Raw genomic sequence first — 18,032 nt, forward strand, 5'->3', positions numbered from 1 at the left:
CGATTCTCATGTTGGGTCACGCCTTCGTCGCGCCGGCCGTCAGGCCGGTGACGAGGTGACGCTGGACGAGCAGGAAGACGGCGGCCGCCGGGATCGCGATCAGCACCGACGCGGCCGTGAGCAGGCCCCACTCCGCCTTGTGCTGGCCGACGAACTGGCTCAGCCCGACCGCGAGCGTGTACTTGTCGTCGCCCGTCATGAACGCGGTCGCGTACGCGACCTCCGCCCACGCGGTGAGGAACGAGTAGAACGCGGCCACCGCCAGGCCGGGCTTGGCCAGCGGCAGGATCAGCCGCCAGAACGTGCCGAAGGGGGTCAGGCCGTCCACCCGGCCCGCCTCGTCGATCGACACGGGAACCGTGTCGAAGTAGCCCTTCATCATCCACGCGCAGAACGGCACGGTGGAGGTGAGGTACGCGACGACCAGCGACGGGAACTGGTTGATCAGCCCGAGCCCGGCCATCAGGTTGTAGATCGGCACGATGAGGATCGCCACCGGGAACATCTGCGTGATGAGCAGCATCCACATCACCGACCGGAACCCGGGGAAGCGGAACCGGCTGACGGCGTAGCCGGTGGTGGCCGACAGCAGCACGCCGAGCGCGGCCGTGACGAGCGACACGATCACGGAGTTGGCGGCCCAGGTGAGGAACCTGGTCTCCCCCAGGACCTGGGCGTAGTTGGCGAGGGTGGGGTGGTCGACCGGCGCGACCGAGGCCGTCTCGATGACGCTCCTCGGCTTGAGCGAGGTCAGCACCAGCCACGCGACCGGGAACACCGACACGATGCTCGCCGCGATCAGCGTGAGGTGCAGGGCGGCCGACCTGGCCGGGGTGCGCCGGTCGCGGCTCCACGCCCCGGCGGGAGCGGGAGCCGGCGCGGGAGCCGGCGCGGGAGCCGGCGCGGGAGCCGGCGCGGGAGCCGGCGCGGCGGAAGCGGAGCCGGGCACAGGGCTCGGCACGGGGCTCGGCTCAGGGGCGGGTGCGGGGGCGGCGGGGCTCACCACGCCTCCCCCTGCCGCCGCAGCGCGCGCTTGTAGACGGTGGCCAGGACGACGAGCAGCGCGAGGATCACCAGGCCCCAGGCGGCGGAGCCGGAGTAGTTCCTGATGCCCTCGAACGCCTGGCGGTAGGCGTACGTCACGAGGATCTCCGTGGATCCGCCCGGTCCTCCGCGGGTCAGCAGGAAGATGACCGGGAACTGGTTGAACGTCCAGATCGTGCCGAGCAGCACGACCGTGCTCGACACCGGGCGCAGGCCCGGCAGCGTGATGTGCCGGAACCGCTGCCACGGGCTGGCGCCGTCGACCTCGGCCGCCTCGTACAGTTCGCGCGGGATGGCCTGCAGACCGCCGAGCAGCGCGAGCATCATGAAGGGCACGCCGAGCCAGACGTTGCAGGCGATCACCGAGACCTTCGCCCAGAACGGGTCGTCGAGCCAGGCGATCCCGGCGAACCCGGCGGCCCGCAGCATGGCGTTGACCACCCCGAACTCGCCGTTCAGCAGGTAGCGCCAGATGAACGCGGACACGAAGGCCGGCACCGCCCAGGGCAGCACGAGCAGCATCCGGTAGAGCGACCGCAGCCGCAGCGGGCGGTTGAGCAGCAGCGCGAGACCGAGGCCGATGCCCACGTGCAGGGCGACGCAGACGACCGTCCACACGATCGTCCAGGCGAGCCGGCCGAGGAACTCGGGCGAGGTGAGGATGGCGGCGTAGTTCTTCAGGCCCACGAACTCGTACGTGGACGGGATGACGTTCATCCCGATCGTGCGGCCCATGTTGGCCTCGGTCGCGTCGGTCAGCGACAGGTAGACGCCACGGGCGAGGGGATAGCCGACCAGCACCAGCGTCACGATGACGACCGGCGCCGTCATCGCCCAGGCGTACCAGTGACGCGACAGGAGGCGCCGCGCCCCGTTACGGGGCGCGGCCCTTCTCGTCGCGACGACGTCAGCCGTCATCGCCTACAGGCTCCAGCCCTTGAGGATGCCCTGGTATGCGGTGGCGACGTCCTTGAGCATGGGCTCGGTGGTCGTCTGGCCGCCCGCGAGCTTCTGGTAGCCCTCGACCAGCGGCTGGAACAGCGAGGCGGCCTCGGGGATCCAGGGGCGCTCGACGGCCGACTCCATCGGCTTCTGCCACTGGGCGATCTTCGGGTTGGCCGTCGCCTCGGAGGCGCTGTAGGCGGACTGGCGGGTCGGCAGCAGGCCGAGCTTGCCGGCGATCTTCGCCTGGCTCTCCGCGCTGTCCATGAACTGGACGAACAGGTAGGACGCGTCGAGGTTCTTCGAACCCGCGTAGACGGTGTAGTCGTGGCCGCCCAGCGGCGCGCCCGCCTTCGCCGAGCCGGCCGGGACCGGAGCGACGCCGAAGTTGTCCGGGTCGTCCTTGAACACCTTGCCACCGAGGTTGTCGGCGTTCGACCACGGGCCGTTGAAGATCATCGCGACCTTGCCGTCCTTGAACGCGGTCTCCGCGTTCGTGTAGCTGTCCTGCAGCGCGGGCTTGACGGCGGCGCCGGACGTGATCAGGTCCTCGACGATCTTCACTCCCGCCACGCTCTGCGGGGACGAGATCGTGATCTTCTTGTTCGGTACGTCGACGAAGTCGCCGCCCTCGCCGTAGATGAACGGGAGGAGGAAGTAGGCGTCCACGTTCAGGGCGAGCCCGCCCGCGCCGGTCTTCGACTTGACGTCGAGCGCCGCCTTCTTGAGGTCGGCCATCGTGGCCGGAGGCTCGTCGTAACCCGCCTTCTTCAGCAGTTCCTTGTTGTACAGCAGGCCGAGGGTGTCGGTCACCTGCGGCACGCCGTACGTCTTGCCGTTGTACTTGCCGCTCGCGGCCGGGACCGGCAGGAACTCCTCGGGCTTGTCGACGGCCGCCGTGCCGTCGAGCGGCGCGAGGTAGCCGAGGGAGGCGAACTCCGCGACCCAGCCGACGTCGGTGCGCAGGACGTCGGGGGCGCCCGACCCCGACTGCGCGGCGGTCTTGAACTTGTCCCGCGCGTCCGCGAACGGCACGTTGACGTACTCGACCTTGATCTTCGGGTACTTGGCCTCGAAGTCCTTGATGAGCTCCTGGAAGACCGGACCCTCGGTCGTGGCGTCCGAGGTGTCCCACCAGGTGACCGTGCCGGACACCTCGGCGGGAGCGGCGCTCCCGGCGGGCGCCGATCCGGCGCCGCCCGAGTCGCCGCCCGAGTCGCCGCCACAGGCCGTGACCGCCAAAGCCAGCGCCGCGGCGACCACCGCGGACGTGAGGACTCGCCTCATCTGTGTCGCACTCCTTGGTCAGGGGATTTGACCGGAAGGTAACAGGGGGCCACCGGCGATGAAAGGCCTTACAGAAAGTTTCAGCAATTTCGTTACCTTTGACCCCTCCCGGAGTGCGTCAGGGAGGTCACGGCATAACCCTGACACGCGGCTTTAGCAAGGGGAAAGTTTGGAGTAACGGCAAGTTGCAGGCAGATGCCGGATCTTTCACGACACGTATGGACATGAGTGCCCGCGACGCGATGTACTACCTCATCATTTACATCGGCGGCTGGGGATCCGGGCTCTCCTGCCCGGGAGGAACGAGCTTGCAATGAGCACCGTCGTCCTCGACAACGTGACGAAGATCTACCCGGGGGGGTACCTCGCGGTCGACCGCATGAACCTGCGTGCGGACGAGGGCGAGCTTCTCGTCCTGCTCGGCCCGTCGGGCTGCGGGAAGTCCACGCTGCTGCGCATGATCGCGGGACTGGAGGAGATCACCTCCGGCGACCTGTGGCTGGGCGGGCAGCTCGCGAACCACCTCGCTCCCCGGGACCGGGACGTGGCGATGGTGTTCCAGAACGGCGCCCTCTATCCGCACCGGACGGTGCGCGGCAACCTGTCGTTCCCGTTGGAGATCGCCAAAGCCGACCCCGCCGCGGCCAAACAGCGGGTCGTCGAGCTGTCGCGGGCGCTGCACATCGACGAGACGCTGGACCGGCGTCCGGGCACGCTGTCCGGCGGCCAGCGCCAGCGCGTCGCCATGGGCCGCGCGATCGTGCGCCAGCCCTCCCTCTTCCTGATGGACGAGCCGCTGTCCAACCTCGACGCCGGCATGCGCACCGAGTTGCGCATGGAGATCTCGTCACTGGTGCGAGCGCTCGGGGTCACCACCATCTACGTGACGCACGACCAGGTCGAGGCGCTGACCCTGGCCGACCGTATCGCGATCATGAACAGGGGCGTGCTGCAGGACCTCGGCACCCCCGCCCAGGTCTACAACGACCCGGCGACCGCCTTCACCGCCGCGTTCCTCAACTCCCAGCAGCTCAACCTGCTGGCGGCGACCGTGCGCACCCCGCAGAACAAGTTCATCATGCTCGACTTCGGCCCCCATCAGATCACCATGCCATGGACCGATCCACGCGCGTACGCGGTCTCGCAGCACACCGGCATGCAGATCATCGTGGGCATCCGGCCGGACGGGCTCGTCCCGGTGCCGGAGAAGACCGAGGGCCCGACCTTCTTCGGCCGGGTCAGGACGCTGGAGTACCACGGCCACGAGTGGCTGGCCTACCTGGAGGCCGGGATCCCCGCCGTCACCGCGCCGGAGCCGCCGGACCGCCGCCAGATGAACGGCACCAACGGCGGCGGCAGGGCGCGGTCGATGATGCGCCGCCTGCTGAACGGATCGCCGGTGCCGGAGGAGCAGGAGGAACCGCCTCCGGTCTCGACGTCGGGCACGCACCGGCGCGCCGACCTCATCGTCCGGCTGGGCAACCGGCCGGTGTGGCGCGCGGGCGAGCACGGCCGGGTCGCCGTCGACGTCTCCCGCCTCATGCTCTTCACCATGGACGGCAACCGCATCGACCCGCCCCGCCGCTGACGCCACCCGCCGTCCCGGCCCGCGGGCCAGGGCTCACACCGTACGGCTGACGCCGCCGGCCAGCACCGAGACGATCCCCACCAGCCGGACGATCTTGTCGACCTCCGCCCGGTGGAAGGCCGGGCCCTGGGATCGGGCCACCACGAGGTGGACGCCGTCCATCGGCACGCTGACCAGGTGCAGGTCGCCCTCCTCGAACGCCGTGGCGCGCAGCGGGATCAACTCGGCCGCGGGCACCGACTCGGGCGCCTGCCAGCTTCCGTGGACGACCGCGCCGCCGGTCGAGTCGACGGTCACCGCCCACTCCGCGCTGACCAGGTCGGCCACCGCGTCCACGAGGGTGACGTACGCGCGGTCGGGGTCGCCGGCGACGTGGCCGAGGAGGTCGTAGTCGAGGCTCGCGCCGGGCACCTCCCGGGTCGGCCACACGCCCTCCACCCGCGTGCCGGGCACCACTCCGATGCGGTCGCGCAGTTCGGCGGGCTCGAACACCCCCGACCAGGAGACGGTGAAGTCGTCCACGGCCCGGCCCGCCTCCCGTTCCAGCACGGTGACCTGCAGGATGTCGGCGCCCATGACCCCGAACGCCCGCGCCACCTGGCCGAGCACCCCCGGCCGGTCGGGGAGCGAGACCCTCAGCCGCAGCAACATCCCCACCACCTCCTCCTCCATCCGCGCCGGGCGACGCGACACCAACAGTGTCGGACACAGGTTTCACGCCTGTTACGGCGGCGGGTCACGAGGCGACTGGAATGTTTCTGGAAATTTCAGCAAATGCTTGCACCAACGTGGTCAGGACAGTAGCTTCCGGGCCATGGTGACCCCCCAGCACCGGCGCGGGCGCGCGCCCCTCGCGGCACTCTCGGCCACGGCACTGGCCGCCGCGCTCCTCGCCGCCCCTCCCGCCACCGCCTCCGCCACCACGTCCCTCACCACATCCCCCACCACCGCGCGGATCGCCGTCCCTACGGCCGGCGGGACAGCCGCCGGGACCACCGCGAAGACCACCGTGAACACCGGCGCCGGGACGGCCACGAGCCACGCCGGGCCGCCCGCCGCGCCGCCGGACGCCGAGCTCGCCCGGGACGCGCTCCGCGTGGACCTGTCCCGCGAGCGCCTCTACTTCGTGATGACCGACCGGTTCGCCGACGGCGACGCCTCCAACGACCGCGGCGGGCTGACCGGCGACCGGCTGACGACCGGGTTCGATCCCGCGGACAAGGGCTTCTACCAGGGCGGCGACCTCGCCGGGCTGATCTCCAGGCTCGACTACGTCAAGGGCCTCGGCAGCACGGCCATCTGGCTCACGCCGTCGTTCAAGAACCGTCCCGTGCAGGGCACCGGGGCGGAGGCCAGCGCCGGCTACCACGGCTACTGGATCACCGACTTCACCGCGATCGACCCGCACCTCGGCACCAACGCGCAGATGAAGAGCCTCGTCAAGGAGGCGCACAAGCGCGGCATGAAGGTGTTCTTCGACATCATCACCAACCACACCGCCGACCTCGTCGACTACGCCGAGAAGACGTACGGCTATCGCGGCAAGGCCGCCTATCCCTACGTGGACGCCTCCGGCCGGGTCTTCGACGACCGCGACTACGCCCTGCGCGACGACTTCCCCAAGGTCACCGCGAAGTCCTTCCCGTACACGCCGGTGGTGCGGGCGAGGTCGAAGGTGCCGTCCTGGCTGAACGACCCGACGATGTACCACAACCGGGGCGACTCGACCTTCTCCGGCGAGAGCTCCGAGTACGGCGACTTCTCCGGCCTCGACGACCTGTGGACCGAGCGTCCCGAGGTCGTCAAGGGCATGACGGACATCTACCGGACGTGGGTGAAGGAGACCGGGATCGACGGTTTCCGCATCGACACCGCCAAGCAGGTGAACCTGGAGTTCTGGCAGCGCTTCGCGCCCGCGCTGCACACGTACGCGGCCAGGCTCGGCAACGACAGGTTCTTCATGTTCGGCGAGGTCTACACGTCCGACCCCGCCGTGGAGAGCCGCTACTCGACCACGGGCACGCTCGACGCCACGCTCGACTTCGGCTTCCAGGAGGCGGCCCGCTCCTACGCGGCCGGCGGCGACGCCGCGGGCCTGAGCAGGCTGTACGCGGCCGACGACTACTTCACCGACGCCGACTCCAACGCCGCGTCGCTGCCGACGTTCCTCGGCAACCACGACATGGGCCGCATCGGCTACTTTCTGAAGCAGGCCGCCCCGTCGGCCGGGGACGCCGCCCTGCTCGCCCGCGACCGCCTGGCCCACCAGCTCATGTATCTCACCCGCGGCCAGCCGGTGGTCTACTACGGCGACGAGCAGGGCTTCACCGGCGACGGCGGCGACAAGGACGCCCGGCAGACCATGTTCGCCTCCAGGACCGCCGACTACCTCGATGACGACCTCATCGGCACCACCGCCACCCACGCCGCGGACAACTACGTCACCACCCACCCGCTCTACACCTCGATCGCCGAACTGGCCCGGCTCCGCGACCGCTATCCCGCGCTGGCGGACGGCGCGCAGATCGAACGGCTGGCCGACGGCGGTGTGTACGCGTTCTCCCGGCTCGGCGCCAGGGAACGGGTCGAGTTCGTGGTGGCGCTCAACAGCGGCACGGCCGCCAGAGCCGTCCAGATCCCCACGTACTCGGCCGGGGCCTCCTTCACCCAGGTGTACGGGGGCACGCAGACGCTCACGAGCGCGGCGGACGGGAGGCTGGCCGTGACCGTGCCGCCGCTGACGGCCGTCGTCTACCGCGCCGACAGGGCCCTCGCCACCCCGTCGGCGGCTCCGCGGATCTCGCTCACGCTGCCGGGGACGGCACTGCGCGGAACCGCCGGCGACGGCCGCGTGCCGATCTCGGCGGAGGTACCCGGCGGCGGCTTCGCCCAGGTCACGTTCGCCGTCAAGGCGGGCGACGCGCCGTGGCGGGTGCTCGGCACCGACGACGCGCCCAACGGCCGCGTCTACCGGGTGTTCCACGACCTGACCGGCGTGCCGGAGGGCACCCCTCTCACGTACCGGGCCGTGGTGAAGGACGCGGCGGGCCGGTACGCGGGCGCCACGGCGGCCGCGACCGCCGGGCCGGAGCCGGCCGGGGAGGAGCCGGGCGCGGTGAAGCGTGACCACCTGGTGGTCCACTACCGGCGCGACGGCGGCGACTACGACGGCTGGGGCCTGCACGCCTGGGGCGACATCGACCAGACGGTCGAGTGGGGCTCGCCGGTCGCCTTCGAGGGCGAGGACGCCTTCGGCCGCTTCGCCTGGCTCAAGCTGAAGCCGGGGGCCACCGAGGTCGGCCTGATCACCCACAAGGGCGACACCAAGGACCAGGGCGATCGGACGGTCGATCCGGCCCGTACGGGCGAGGTGTGGCTCACCGAGGGGAAGCCCGGGGTGTACGCCTCCCGGGCCGCCGCCCAGGGCTACGCCACGATCCACTACCACCGCCCCGACGGCGCGTACGACGGCTGGGGCCTGCACCTGTGGGGCGACGCGCTCGCCGACGGCGCGGGCACCGAGTGGGCCTCGCCGCGCCCACCGGACGGCACAGACGCCTTCGGTGCCTTCTGGCGGGTGCCGCTGAAGGACGCGGACGCGCCGCTGAACTACATCGTGCACAGGGGCGACACGAAGGACCCCGGGCCGGACCAGTCCTTCGTCCCCGCCCGGCAGCCCGAGGCGTACGTCAACGCGGGCGAGAACGCGGTCCACGCGAGCGCGGCGGCGGCCCGGCACGTCGCGGTGCTGCACTATCACCGGGCCGACGGCGACTACGACGGCTGGGGCCTGCACTTCTGGGGCGACGCGGCCGGGTCGGTCGAGTGGGGCGACCCGCTGAAACCGGCCGGGAAGGACCTCTTCGGAGTGTACTTCGAGGTGCCGCTCAAGGAGGGCGCGCGGTCGCTCGGCTGGATCGTCCACAAGGGCGACGTCAAGGACCAGCAGGCCGACCAGTCGCTCGACCTCGCGATAACCGGCAACGAGGCGTGGAAACTGTCAGGTGTGGACGGATACCTACTGCCGCAACCGCCGGCCTCCGGAGCGGACGCCGACCTGTCGAAGGCCACGGCCCAGTGGATCGACCGCGACACGGTGGCCTGGAAGGGCGAGGTCGCGGCGGCGAACCACTACGCGCTGGCCTACTCCCCCAAGGGCGACATCGCGTACGAGAAGGGTGATCTCACCGGCGACGTCCACCTGATCCGGCTGGCTCCCGGGCAGTTCAGCGACGCGCAGAAGGCCGCCTGGCCGCATCTGGCGGCGTACGGCGCGCTGAAGGTGGACCCGCGCGACGCCGGTCTCGTACGCGACGCGCTGCGCGGCCAGGTCGTGGCGGTCGAGCGCGGGCCCTCGGGCGCGCTGCTGACCGCCACCGGCGTGCAGATCCCCGGCGTGCTCGACGACCTGTACGCCGCGGCCGCCAGGGCCCCTCTGGGGCCGACCGGCGGCGGCGCGCTGTCGGTGTGGGCGCCGACGGCCCGGACGGTCGAACTGGCCCTCTACGACGCCCCGGCGGCCGGCCGCCGGACGGTTCACCCGATGCGCAGGGACGACGCCACGGGCGTGTGGTCCGTCGCCGGCCCGCCGTCCTGGCGGGGCAGGTACTACACCTATCTCGTCACCGTCTACGCCCCGGCCGCCGGGAAGATCGTGACGAACGAGGTGACCGACCCCTACAGCCTGTCGGTGTCGGCCGGGTCGGGGCGCAGCCAGATCGTGGACCTGGACGACCGGGCGCTGCGGCCGGACGGCTGGACGGCGCTGCGCAAGCCCCCGGCGGTGCGGCAGGACCGGGCGTCGATCTACGAACTGCACGTGCGCGACTTCTCCGCCTCCGACGCCACCGTGCCGGCCGCCGAGCGCGGCACGTACAAGGCGTTCACCGAGACGGGCAGCGCGGGGATGACCGAGTTGCGGAGCCTGGCGAAGGACGGGCTGACCCACGTCCACCTGCTGCCGGTCTTCGACTTCGCGACCGTGCCCGACCTGGCGGCGGACCGCGCCGAGCCGGGCTGCGACCTCGCAGCGCTGCCGCCGGACTCCGACCGCCAGCAGGCGTGCGTCGCGGAGACGGCCGCCAAGGACTCCTTCAACTGGGGGTACGACCCCCTGCACTACACGGTGCCGGAGGGGTCGTACGCGACCCACCCGGACCGGCGGATCAGGGAGTTCCGCGAGATGGTCGCGGGGCTGAACGGCGCGGGGCTGCGGGTGGTCATGGACGTGGTCTACAACCACACGCACGCCGCCGGGCAGGACCCGGGCAGCGTGCTCGACCGCGTGGTCCCCGGCTACTACCAGCGGCTCATGGACGACGGCACGGTGGCCACCTCCACCTGCTGCGCGAACACCGCGCCGGAGCACGCGATGATGGGCCGCCTCGTGGTCGACTCGATCGTCACCTGGGCGCGGCAGTACAAGGTCGACGGGTTCCGGTTCGACCTGATGGGTCATCACCCCAAGGCGAACATCCTCGCCGTGCGCAAGGCGCTCGACGCGCTGACGCCGGACAGGGACGGCGTGGACGGCAGGTCGATCATCCTGTACGGCGAGGGCTGGGACTTCGGCGAGGTCGCGGGTGGCGCCCGGTTCGAGCAGGCCACGCAGGCCGCCATGGCCGGGACCGGGATCGGCACCTTCAACGACCGGCTGCGCGACGCGGTGCGCGGCGGTTCGCCGTTCGACGCCGACCCGGGCGTCCAGGGCTTCGGCTCCGGCCTCGCGGACCGGCCCGGCGACCGGCTCGCGCACTACGAGGACCTGATCAGGCTCGGGCTCGCGGGCAACCTCCGCGACTTCACGTTCACCGGGTCGTCGGGCACGCCGGTGAAGGGCTCGCAGATCGACTACAACGGCGGCCCCGCGGGATACGCCGCCACGCCGGGCGACGCGGTGACGTACGTGGACGCGCACGACAACGAGACGCTGTTCGACGCTCTGGCGTACAAGCTGCCGCGGGACACCCCGATGGCCGACCGGGTCAGGATGCAGACGCTGTCGCTGGCGACGGCCCTGCTCGGCCAGGGCACGGCGTTCGTCCACGCCGGCAGCGAACGGCTGCGGTCCAAGTCGCTCGACCGCAACTCCTACGACTCGGGCGACTGGTTCAACCGGCTGCTGTGGGACTGCGAGCGGGGCAACGGCTTCGGGGCCGGCCTGCCGCCCGCGAAGGACAACGAGGCGCGCTGGCCGTACGCGCGGCCGCTGCTGGCCGACCCCGCGCTGCGGCCGGACTGCGCGGCGATCGGAGCGGCCCGGGCCGGGTTCGGCGAGCTGCTGCGGATCAGGTACTCCTCCCCCGCGTTCTCGCTGGGGTCGGCGGCGGAGATCGCCCGGCGGGTGACGTTCCCGCCCTCGGGGACGCCCGGAGTGATCGTCATGCGGATCGACGCCGCCGGCGCCGACCCCGCGGTCAAGGCGCTCTACGTGGTGTTCAACGCCACCGGGCAGGCCGCCGCTCCGGCCGTGCCCGGCGTCAGGGGCGCCCAGGTCGCGCTGCACCCGGTGCAGGCGGCGTCGGCCGACCCGGTGGTGCGCCAGGCGGCGGCCGACCCGGCGAGCGGCGTCCTGCGCGTGCCCGCCCGCACGGTCGCGGTCTTCACCGAGGCGTCCGGTAATGCACCATAAATCCGTCTTTGGATAAGTTTGGTGTTCTATTGCCGCTCTTGCGAGTTTTTCGCGTAATGACCATGGATAGCCTCGGGTGATGCTCGTTCCCAAGCACCCCCGGTCACTCCGAGCCCGGCTGACGCTGATCGCGGCCGGGCTCGCGGCGTGCCTGCTGATCCCGATCGCGGTCGTGCTCAACGTGCTCGTGCGGCACGCGGTCGCCGAAGGGATCTGGAACGAGAGCCTGGACACCGCGAGCCGCGTCGCGGCCTCGGTCCGCGACGGCAGCCTGACCGATCCGGTGGCGACCGGCGGCAACGGCATCGACCTGGTGGAGGTGGTCAGCTCCGACGGCCGGGTGATCGCCAGCAGCGCGGGAGCCGACGGCGTCCACCGGCTGAGCCCGTTACACCCCGCCGCCGACGGCGACGTGACCCAGACGACCTCCTGCGCCCCCCACGGCCGCGACTGCCTGTACGTGACGGTGGTTCGCGTCTTCCCCGGCCCCGGCTCCGACTTCGTCTACGCGGGCCGCGCCGCCCCGGCGGTCCTCACCAGCCCCCTGGGCCTGCCGTCGCTGCTCCTGCTGGCCCTGATGCTCGCCGCGCTCTCGGGATGGGCCGCCTGGAAGACGGCCGGCCGCGTGCTGCGCCCGGTCGAGGCCATCCGGTCGGAGCTCGCGGGGATCAGCGGGAAGAACCCCGGCTCGCGGGTGCCCGAGCCGCCCGGCGACGACGAGATCGCCCGCCTCGCCAGGACCGCCAACGACGCGCTGGCCCGGCTCGACACCTCGATCCAGCGGCAGCGGCAGTTCGCCGCCGACGCCTCGCACGAACTGCTCACCCCCATCTGCGGGATCCGCGCCCAGCTGGAGAGCGCGCGGCTGCATCCCGAGGACACCCCCGAGGCCGTCCTCGCGGCGCTGCGCGACACCGAGCGCCTGGAGGCGATCGTCTCCGACCTGCTCCTGCTCGCCCGCATCCCCACGGTCCCCGAGACCGCGAGGGAGGAGGTCGACCTGTCGCATCTGGTCGTCGCCGAGGTCGACCGGCGGCCGGGCCGGTTGCCGACCCAGCTGCACGAGACGCCGGGGGTGGTCATCTGGGGCATGCGCCGGCACCTCGCCCGGGTGGTGGCCAACCTGCTCGACAACGCCGAGCGGCACGCGCTGACCGGGGTGTCCGTGTGCGTCGAGCGGGCGGGTGACGAGGCGGTCCTGTGCGTGCGCAACGACGGCGGGTGCATCCCGGAGGCGGACCAGGAACGGATCTTCGAGCGGTTCTACCGGACCGACGCGGCGCGCAGCCGCAGCCGGGGCGGCACCGGCCTCGGCCTGGCCATCGCCCGCGAGGTCGTGGAGGCCCACGGAGGGTCGATCCGGGTGGAGAACGTCGAGGACGGCGTGCGGTTCGTGCTGCGGCTGCCGCTGGCGCCCGACCAGCCGGACGGACCGCCGGAACCCGGCGGCCAGGACGCGCGGCCGGACGGCCAGGACGCGTAGCCGGACGGCCAGGACGCGCGGCCGGACGGCCGGGACCGGCGGCCCGGAGGCGAGGACACCCAAAGTTAAGACCGGCGCCCCTGCGCGTTCAGCCGGGCAACCCCCAACGGGACAACCTGCTGGCTAGTTTTCTCGACACCCCGCCCCCCAGGACCCCCGGGGGTTCCCGATGTCGCAGGTGAAGGAGTCACTCGTGCGAGTGCTGGCAGTCGTCCCCGCCAGAGGTGGTTCGGTGGGCGTCCCGCTGAAGAACCTGGAGAAGGTGGGCGGCATTCCGCTCGTGGCCCGCGCGGTCGACGCCTGCCTGCGCGCCGAGCTCGTGGACGAGGTGGTCGTCAGCACCGACCACGACCTGATCGCCCGGGCGGCCGAGGACGCCGGGGCCCGCGTGGTGCGCCGCCCCGCCGACCTCAGCGGCCCGACCGCCTCCAGCGAGTCGGCCGTGCTGCACGCCCTGTCCGAGACGCCGGGCGAGGACCCGGAGATCGTCGTCCTCGTCCAGTGCACCAGCGCGTTCATCGACCCCCGCGACCTCGACGCGGCCGTGGGCAGGGTGCTCGGCGGCGAGGCCGACTCGGTCTTCTCCGGTGTCGAGACCTACGAGTTCGTCTGGACCGGCGCCGGGCACGGCGTGAACCACGACCCGGCCGTGCGCCCGCGCCGCCAGGACCGCGAGCCCCACTTCCGGGAGACCGGCGCGTTCTACGTCATGCGTACGGCGGGCCTGCGCGAGCGCGGCCACCGGTTCTTCGGCACCGTCGCGGTCCAGCCGGTGCCCAGCCGGCACGCGGTCGAGATCGACGTCCCGGAGGATCTGGAGATCGCCCGGGCCCTCGCCCCGTTCGTGGACGAGCCGCTGCCCATCGACGTGGACGCGGTAGTCACCGACTTCGACGGCGTGCACACCGACGACCGCGCGTTCGTCGACTCCGAGGGCCGGGAGATGGTCGCCGTCAGCCGCTCCGACGGCATGGGGATCGCGCTGCTGCGCCGCGCCGGGGTGAAGACGCTCGTGCTGTCCACCGAGCGCAACCCGGTCGTCGCCGCCCGCGCCGCCAAGCTCGGCGTGCCGGTGGTGCAGGGCCTCGGCGCCAAGGACGCCGCGCTGCGCGCGTGGCTCGCCGCCGAGGGGCTGGACCCCGAGCGGGTCGCCTACGTCGGCAACGACGTCAACGACCTGTCCTGTATGGCGATGGTCGGCTGGCCGGTCGCGGTGCCCGACGCCCACCCCCGGGTGCGCGCCGCCGCCCGCGTCGTGCTGTCGGCCCCCGGCGGCGCGGGAGCGGTGCGCGAACTGTCCGACCGGGTGCTCGCCGCCCGCCCGGCCGCCGCCCCCGAACCCGCCCCCGAGACGGTCCCCGCCCCCGCTCTCCCGGCGTACGGCGCGGCCCCGCTCGCGGAGCCCCGGCCGGTGCGGATCGGCAGGTCGCTGGTCGGGCCCGGGCAGCCGGTCTACGTGATCGGCGAGATCGGCATCAACCACAACGGCGACGTGGAGATCGCGCGCAGGCTGATCGACGTGGCCGCCGACGCCGGCTGCCAGGCGGTCAAGTTCCAGAAGCGCACGCCGGAGATCTGCGTGCCGCTGGAGCAGCGCGACCAGATCCGGCAGACGCCGTGGGGCGAGATGACCTACATGGAGTACAAGCTCCGCACCGAGTTCGGCGCCGACGAGTACGCCCACATCGCCAAGTACTGCGAGGAGCGCGGCGTCGACTGGTTCGCCTCGCCCTGGGACGTGCCGTCGGTGGAGTTCCTGGAGAACATGGACGTCGTCGCGCACAAGGTGGCCTCGGCCTCGGTGACCGACCACGAACTGCTCCGGGCGCTGGCGGCCACCCGCAAGCCGGTCATCCTGTCGACCGGCATGTCGACGATCGAGGAGATCGACGCCGCGGTGGAGATCCTCGGCACCGAGCGCCTGGTCATGATGCACGCCACCTCCACCTACCCGCTGCCTCCGGAGGAGGCCAACCTCCGTATGATCACCACGCTGCGGCAGCGGTACGGCGTGCCGGTCGGCTACTCGGGGCACGAACGCGGGCTGCAGATCTCGCTGGCGGCCGTGACGCTGGGCGCGGTCACCGTCGAGCGGCACATCACGCTCGACCGCACGATGTGGGGCTCCGACCACGCCGCCTCGCTGGAGCCGAGCGGCCTGGAGCACCTCGTCCGCGACATCCGGATCATCGAGGAGTCCCTCGGGGACGGCGTCAAGCGGGTCTACCCCGGTGAGGAGGCCCCGCGGGCCCGCCTGCGCCGGGTCACGGCGTGATCACCCTTTCCGTGATCGTGCCCGTCAGGGACGGCGAGGCGTACCTCAGTGACGCCTTGGCGTCCCTGGCGCGCAACCGGACGCGCGAGTTCGAGACCGAGGTCGTCGTCGTCGACGACGGCTCGGCCGACGCGACGGCGGACGTCGCCGAGGACTTCCGGCGCGACCTGCCGGGGCTCTCGCTCGTCCGCAACGCGGCGCCGCTGGGGCTCGCCGACGCCCGCAACGCCGGGCTGAAGCTGGCCTCCGGCCGGTACGTCACCTTCCTCGACGCCGACGACTGGCTCGCGCCGGGCTACCTGCCCCGGCTGGTCGCGGCGATCGAGGGGCTGGGCTGCGACTTCGTCCGGGTGGATCACGTGCAGGCCGAGGGCCGCAAACGGGAGACGCACCGGGCGCCGCAGCCGCGCCGCGGGGTGGTGCTCGACCCGCGCGAGAGCATCCTGCCGGCCGGGCTCAAGACCATGGTCGACTACCCCTACGCCTGGGCCGGGATCTACCGGCGCGAGCTGGGCGACCTGCTGGCGTTCCCCTCGGGCCTGCACACCGCCGAGGACCGCCCGTGGATCTGGCGGCTGCACCGGCTGGCCAGGTCGTACGCCGTGGTGTCCCTCGCCGGGCTGTTCTACCGGCGGGGGCTCCCGGCCTCGCTCACCCAGATCGGCGACGAGCGGCAGCTGCACTTCTTCGACGCCTACGACATCGTGCTGGACGAGGCCGAGCCGCGCTACCTGCCCAAGGCGGCCCGCAACCTGTGCGCGCTGCTCGCCCACCACGCCGAGCTGGCCGAGCGGTTCACCCCGGCCGTACGGGCCCGGTTCGACGAGCGGGCGCGGGCGGCGCTCGCCCGGCTGCCGCGCGAGACGCTGACCGAGGCGCTCGGCGGCCTGGAGCCCGAGCGGGCCGCCCTGCTCGGCCCCTACCTTCCCGGAGGCCCGAGTGCCTGACCCGACGCTGTTCTACGCCTCCACGCTGTTCGGCGCGATGACGCTCGCCGCGGCGATCGAGGAGGGACGGTTCGGCGGCGGGCCCAGGGTCCTGCTGGTGTCGAACAACGCGGCGATCCCGGAGGTGACCCCGGCGCCGGACGAGGCGCCGGGGTTCGCCGCGCTGCGCGGGGCGTTCGACCGCGTGCTGTCCTGGAACGAGATCATCGCGCCGCTGCACCCGTCCGACTGGAAGCCCCGCTCGATCGAGACGCCCATGCTCGGCCGCCTGCTGCGCGACCTGCTGGGGGAACCCGGCGAGCTGGTCCTGGAGTCGATCGCGGTGCCGCCGGCGCGGACGCTCGCGGGCCTGGTGAAGGACTGCCCGATCACCGTCTACTCCGACGGGCTGATGAGCTACGGACCCACCCGCGACCCGCTGCCGCAGGAGATCGCCGGCCGGATCGGCCGGCTGCTCCACCTCGATCTCGTCCTGGGCCTGGCCCCCCTGCTGCTGGCCGAGCACGGCGTGCCGGCCGAGGCGCTGGCGGACGCGTCGTTCACGCGGGTGACGGGCCGGGTCGCGGAGGCGGCGGAGGCGGCCCCCCGCGCCGAGGCGATGATCCTCGGGCAGTACCTGTCCTCGCTGGGCCTGCTCACCGCCGCCGAGGAGGCCGGGCTGCACGAGCGGATGCTGCGCGGCCTGGCGGCGCGCGGCCACCGCACCGTGCTGTTCAAGCCGCACCCCGCGGCCGGGCGGCGGCACGCCCGCGAGCTGCGGCCGGTCGCCGCGGAGCTGGGCGTCGAGCTCCTGGTGGCGCCGGAGACGACGCCCGCCGAGGCGTGCTTCGCCGCGCACCGCCCCGACCTGGTCGCCGGGTGCTTCTCCACCGCGCTGGTGACCGCGCGGAGGCTGTTCGGACTGCCGGTCGCGGCCGCCGGAACCGGCCTCGTGCTCGAACGGCTCACGCCGTACGAGAACAGCAACCGGATCCCGGCGACGATCGTGGACGCGACGCTGCCCCGGCTGGAGGCCGACGGCACGATCGCCGAGCCGCCCGCCCACGACCTGCCCGCCCTGGTCGGGGCGGTCGGCTACTGCATGCAGAGCGCGGCGCACCCCGGACTGCGCGAGGCCGCGGCGGCCTACGTGCGCGACCACGGCCCGGCACGCTACTTCAAGAAGCGCAGGCTGGAGGCGCTGGGCCTGATCGAGCCCCCGCCTCCCCCGCCCGCGCAGCCGGCCTCACGCCTGCGCCGACTGCTCACCCGCTGAGCGCCGGCGGGTCGTGGGGGGTGCGGATGAGGAGGATCGCGTACGCCTCCTCGCCGCCGAGGGCCGCGTAGACATGGGGGACGTCCGCGGCCCACGAGACGTGCTCCCCCGCGGCGGCGGTCAGCGGCGCGGCGGCGGGGCCCGTCCTGATCGTCCCCTGGATGACCGAGAGGTGCTCGGTGACGCCGGGCGGGTGCGCGGGCGAGGTCTGCTCCACCCCGGCGAGTATCCGCAGCCGGAGCATCTCGTAGGTCGCGCCCGGCTCCCGGAACACCTCCAGCAGGGTGGAGACGACGGCCGCGCCCCGCACCGGCGAGGCCGCGCCGGCCGGAGCGCCGGGGTCCAGCGTCAGCGCGCTCATCGGGACCGACAACGCGCCCGCGATCGCGTACATCGTCTCCAGCGTGGGGTTGCGGGTCCCGTGCTCGAGCCCGGACACGGTGGCCTTGCCGACGCCTGCCCGGCGGGCGAGCTCCGACAGCGACAGCCCGCGTGCCTCCCGCAGCCCGCGCAGCCGCCGCCCGATGGCCGGGTCGAACCGGCTTGTCCCGTCTGCACCCACCTGGCTATGGTGACACCT

General features: G+C 72.5%; 11 protein-coding genes. 6 read left to right on the top strand and 5 right to left on the bottom strand.

What is annotated here, in order from left to right:
- Positions 1-16 precede the first annotated feature (16 nt).
- From HHX33_RS15585 to HHX33_RS15595, 3 genes are read right to left on the bottom strand one after another with little or no spacing between them, the layout of a single operon-like run.
- Positions 17-1,003 (bottom strand): sugar ABC transporter permease, encoded by a 987-nt coding sequence (locus HHX33_RS15585; RefSeq protein ID WP_310741391.1) that lies wholly within the window; start codon positions 1,001-1,003, stop codon positions 17-19.
- The gene (locus HHX33_RS15590) at positions 1,000-1,962 is read right to left on the bottom strand and encodes a carbohydrate ABC transporter permease (RefSeq protein ID WP_182875231.1); all 963 of its coding nucleotides are present in this window, start codon (positions 1,960-1,962) and stop codon (positions 1,000-1,002) included. Before HHX33_RS15590 ends, HHX33_RS15585 begins: the two co-directional genes overlap by 4 nt.
- Before the next feature lie 3 nt (positions 1,963-1,965).
- Positions 1,966-3,273, bottom strand: a complete 1,308-nt coding sequence (locus HHX33_RS15595) for an extracellular solute-binding protein (protein WP_182875232.1) — start codon at positions 3,271-3,273, stop codon at positions 1,966-1,968.
- 313 nt (positions 3,274-3,586) lie between these two features.
- Here HHX33_RS15595 and HHX33_RS15600 point away from each other — a divergent pair, with 313 nt between their 5' ends.
- Entirely contained in the window at positions 3,587-4,861 is a 1,275-nt protein-coding gene (locus HHX33_RS15600) for an ABC transporter ATP-binding protein (RefSeq protein ID WP_182875233.1), read from the top strand.
- A 33-nt stretch (positions 4,862-4,894) separates the two neighbouring features.
- Here the strand turns inward: HHX33_RS15600 and HHX33_RS15605 are convergent, their stop codons facing one another.
- Positions 4,895-5,512 (bottom strand): amino acid-binding protein, encoded by a 618-nt coding sequence (locus tag HHX33_RS15605; protein ID WP_182875314.1) that lies wholly within the window; start codon positions 5,510-5,512, stop codon positions 4,895-4,897.
- A gap of 163 nt (positions 5,513-5,675) precedes the next feature.
- On the opposite strand from HHX33_RS15605, the gene pulA reads away from it, so the two are divergent.
- The 5 genes from pulA (at position 5,676) to HHX33_RS15630 (ending at position 17,452) form a co-directional block, all read left to right on the top strand.
- Positions 5,676-11,492: a pullulanase-type alpha-1,6-glucosidase gene (gene pulA, locus HHX33_RS15610; RefSeq protein WP_259402506.1), complete on the top strand. Its 5,817-nt coding sequence runs from the start codon at positions 5,676-5,678 to the stop codon at positions 11,490-11,492.
- A 577-nt stretch (positions 11,493-12,069) separates the two neighbouring features.
- Positions 12,070-12,975, top strand: a complete 906-nt coding sequence (locus tag HHX33_RS37710) for an ATP-binding protein (RefSeq protein ID WP_396784941.1) — start codon at positions 12,070-12,072, stop codon at positions 12,973-12,975.
- A 193-nt stretch (positions 12,976-13,168) separates the two neighbouring features.
- Positions 13,169-15,250 carry an N-acetylneuraminate synthase family protein gene (locus tag HHX33_RS15620; RefSeq protein WP_310741392.1) on the top strand — a complete coding sequence of 694 codons (2,082 nt, stop codon included), beginning with the start codon at positions 13,169-13,171 and terminating at the stop codon, positions 15,248-15,250.
- The gene (locus HHX33_RS15625) at positions 15,247-16,197 is read left to right on the top strand and encodes a glycosyltransferase family 2 protein (protein WP_182875236.1); all 951 of its coding nucleotides are present in this window, start codon (positions 15,247-15,249) and stop codon (positions 16,195-16,197) included. Before HHX33_RS15620 ends, HHX33_RS15625 begins: the two co-directional genes overlap by 4 nt.
- Positions 16,190-17,452 (top strand): polysialyltransferase family glycosyltransferase, encoded by a 1,263-nt coding sequence (locus HHX33_RS15630; protein WP_310741393.1) that lies wholly within the window; start codon positions 16,190-16,192, stop codon positions 17,450-17,452. The genes HHX33_RS15625 and HHX33_RS15630 overlap by 8 nt, the downstream gene beginning before the upstream one ends.
- Here the strand turns inward: HHX33_RS15630 and HHX33_RS15635 are convergent.
- Positions 17,442-18,014, bottom strand: coding sequence for a helix-turn-helix transcriptional regulator (locus HHX33_RS15635; RefSeq protein WP_310741394.1), 573 nt, complete (start codon positions 18,012-18,014; stop codon positions 17,442-17,444). The two genes, HHX33_RS15630 and HHX33_RS15635, sit on opposite strands and share 11 nt — an antisense overlap.
- Positions 18,015-18,032 lie beyond the last annotated feature (18 nt).

Origin of the sequence: Microbispora sp. H10670, assembly GCF_014161385.1 — a bacterium.
Taxonomy (GTDB): domain Bacteria; phylum Actinomycetota; class Actinomycetes; order Streptosporangiales; family Streptosporangiaceae; genus Microbispora; species Microbispora triticiradicis.

Excerpts from the sequence above, each read along its gene's own strand:
- HHX33_RS15590 (WP_182875231.1), bottom strand. The coding sequence starts at position 1,962 with ATGACGGCTGACGTCGTCGCGACGAGAAGGGCCGCGCCCCGTAACGGG.
- HHX33_RS15595 (WP_182875232.1), bottom strand. The coding sequence starts at position 3,273 with ATGAGGCGAGTCCTCACGTCCGCGGTGGTCGCCGCGGCGCTGGCTTTG.
- HHX33_RS15600 (WP_182875233.1), top strand. The coding sequence starts at position 3,587 with ATGAGCACCGTCGTCCTCGACAACGTGACGAAGATCTACCCGGGGGGG.
- HHX33_RS15605 (WP_182875314.1), bottom strand. The coding sequence starts at position 5,512 with ATGTTGCTGCGGCTGAGGGTCTCGCTCCCCGACCGGCCGGGGGTGCTC.
- pulA (WP_259402506.1), top strand. The coding sequence starts at position 5,676 with ATGGTGACCCCCCAGCACCGGCGCGGGCGCGCGCCCCTCGCGGCACTC.
- HHX33_RS37710 (WP_396784941.1), top strand. The coding sequence starts at position 12,070 with ATGCTCGCCGCGCTCTCGGGATGGGCCGCCTGGAAGACGGCCGGCCGC.